2 protein-coding genes and 1 pseudogene are annotated in these 2,452 nt (G+C 71.3%); all 3 read left to right on the plus strand.

From position 1 onward, the window contains the following. A pseudogene (locus QZ994_RS19510) lies at window positions 1–241 on the plus strand (hypothetical protein); the annotation flags it as partial. Continuing rightward, window positions 238–1,014 (plus strand): lactate utilization protein, encoded by a 777-nt coding sequence (locus QZ994_RS19515; protein WP_290877662.1) that lies wholly within the window; start codon window positions 238–240, stop codon window positions 1,012–1,014. The pseudogene QZ994_RS19510 and the gene QZ994_RS19515, both read left to right, overlap by 4 nt. Then, on the plus strand, window positions 1,011–2,452 hold a 1,442-nt coding region (locus QZ994_RS19520), incomplete at its 3' end, for a LutB/LldF family L-lactate oxidation iron-sulfur protein (protein WP_290877664.1). The genes QZ994_RS19515 and QZ994_RS19520, both read left to right, overlap by 4 nt.

Below are 2,452 nucleotides of genomic sequence, written 5' to 3' on the forward strand. Positions count from 1 at the left end.
CGACAAGGCCGCCGCGCTCACCGGCTGCGGCGCCCGCCAGTTCGTCACCGCCGACGGTGGCTGCCTGCTCAACATCAACGGCAAGCTGGCCAAACAAGGTGAGCAAGCAGAGCCTGTCGCAGGCGGCTGTGCGGGATCCTGCAGTGGGGCCGGTGCCGGGGCCAGGTCAGACCAGGCCGGCTTCAGCGGCCAGCACCTCGCCTCCTTCCTGCTGGCCCGCACCCAGGGGCTCACCCCATGAGCCACACCGACCAGAGCCGCCCCACGCCGCCGGTCTCTGCCCGCGAGCGCATCCTGACCAAGCTGCGCACCGCCCTGGCCCAAGCCCCCGGCACCACCCATGGCGACGCCAGCCGCGTGCGCGCCCACCACGACGCCCACCGCCCTCAGTGGGACCTGGCCGAGAAGTTCGGCCGCCTGGTTCGCGCCATGAGCGCCGTGCAGACCGAAGTCCACCTCGTGCGCGAGGCCGACTGGCCCCAGCGCCTGGCCACCGTCGTGCAGGCCAAGGCCATCGGCCGCCTGCTGCTGGCCCCGCACACCGCCCACGGCGCCCTCGCCAGCGAGGCCCTGCAGGCCCTGGGCGACCAGGCCCCCGTCCTGCGCGCCTTCGACGCCCCCATCGAATCCTTCAAGGCCGAGCTCTTCAACGACATCGACGCCGGCTTCACCCGCGTGCGCTCGGCCATCGCCGAAACCGGCAGCCTCATCCTCTGGCCCGACGCACACGAGCCCCGCACCCTGAGCCTGGTGCCGCCCATCCACATCGCCCTGCTCGACCCGCACTTCCTGCACGCCACCCTGTACGAAGCCATGCAGGCCGAAGGCTGGGCTGCGGGCCTGCCCACCAACGCCTTGCTGGTCTCCGGCCCCTCCAAGACCTCCGACATCCAGCAGACCCTGGCCTACGGCGCCCACGGCCCGCGCCAGCTCGTGCTGATCCTGGTCGTGCCCGAGGGCCTGGACGACGCCTTCATCGCCCAGCTGGCCGCCGAGACCGGAGCCCGCGCATGAGCCGCCCCGTCAGCCACCCGCTCGAATTCATGCCCTCGCGCGAGTTCAAGGCCCGCGCCCGCGGCGCCCTGGCCGACCCGCAACTGCGCCGCAGCTTCCGTGGCGCCATGGACTTCCTGCAGGCCAAGCGCGCCGCCCAGTTCCCTGATGCGCAGGCGCTCGAAGACCTGCGCGACCTGGGCGAGTCCATCCGCCAGCGCGCCCTCTCCAGACTGCCCGAGCTGCTCGAACAACTCGAAGCCCGCCTCACCGAGCGCGGCGCCCAGGTCCACTGGGCCGAGACCCCCGAAGAAGCCCAGGCCATCGTCACCCGCATCGTGCAGGCCAGCGGCGGCGACATGGTCGTCAAGGGCAAGTCCATGGTGAGCGAAGAAATCGAGCTCAACCACCACCTGGCCGCCCACGGCATCGCGGCCATCGAGTCCGACATGGGCGAGTACATCGTCCAGCTGGCCGAAGAAAAGCCCAGCCACATTGTCATGCCCGCGATCCACAAGACGCGGGCGCAGATCGCCCGGCTCTTCCACGAGAAGGTGCCGGGCGCTCCCTACACGGAAGACGTCGACGCGCTCATCGCCATCGGGCGCCACGCCATCCGCGACCTCTACGCCCAGGCCAAGGTGGGTCTGTCGGGCGTGAACTTTGCCGTGGCCGAGACCGGCACCCTGTGCCTCGTCGAAAACGAAGGCAACGGGCGCCTGAGCACCACCGTGCCGGACGTGCACATCGCCATCACCGGCATCGAGAAAGTCGTCGAGTTCCTGAGCGACGTGCCGCCGCTCTACAGCCTGCTGACGCGCTCGGCCACGGGCCAGCCCGTGACCACCTACTTCAACCTCATCAGCGGCCCGCGCCGCGAGGGCGAGAAGGACGGCCCCACCCAGCTGCACGTGATCCTGCTGGACAACGGACGCAGCCAGGCCTTTGCCGACCCGCAGCTGCGCCAGACCCTGCAGTGCATCCGCTGCGGGGCCTGCATGAACCACTGCCCGGTCTACGCCCGCGTGGGCGGCCACGCCTACGGCACCACCTACCCGGGCCCCATCGGCGCCATCATCTCGCCCCACCTGCTGGGGCTGCAGAACACCAAGGACCTGCCGACCGCATCGAGCCTGTGCGGCGCCTGCAGCGAGGTCTGCCCGGTGCGCATCCCCATCCCCGAGATGCTGGTGCGGCTGCGCGAAGAAGCGGCCCGCAACCCGAACGAGGCCACAGACCACCGGCTGCAAGGCCAGGGCGCGGCGCACGACGCCGGCCTGCAGGGCGTGTGGCGGCTGTGGACCTGGGTGCACAGCGCCCCGTGGCGCTACCGGGCCTACACCTGGGTGGCCACGCGCCTGCGGGCGCTCAGCCCCCGACGCCAGCTGGGCTGGACGGTGCACCGCATCGCCCTGAAGCCCGCACCGCAGACGCTGCATGAGCGCATGGCGGCGCGGGA

This window comes from Aquabacterium sp., assembly GCF_021768455.1.
In the GTDB taxonomy this organism is placed as follows: Bacteria; Pseudomonadota; Gammaproteobacteria; order Burkholderiales; family Burkholderiaceae_C; genus Aquabacterium.

Bases quoted from the DNA above. Each gene is read 5' to 3' on its own strand.
- QZ994_RS19515 (WP_290877662.1), top strand. From the start codon at position 238: ATGAGCCACACCGACCAGAGCCGCCCCACGCCGCCGGTCTCTGCCCGC.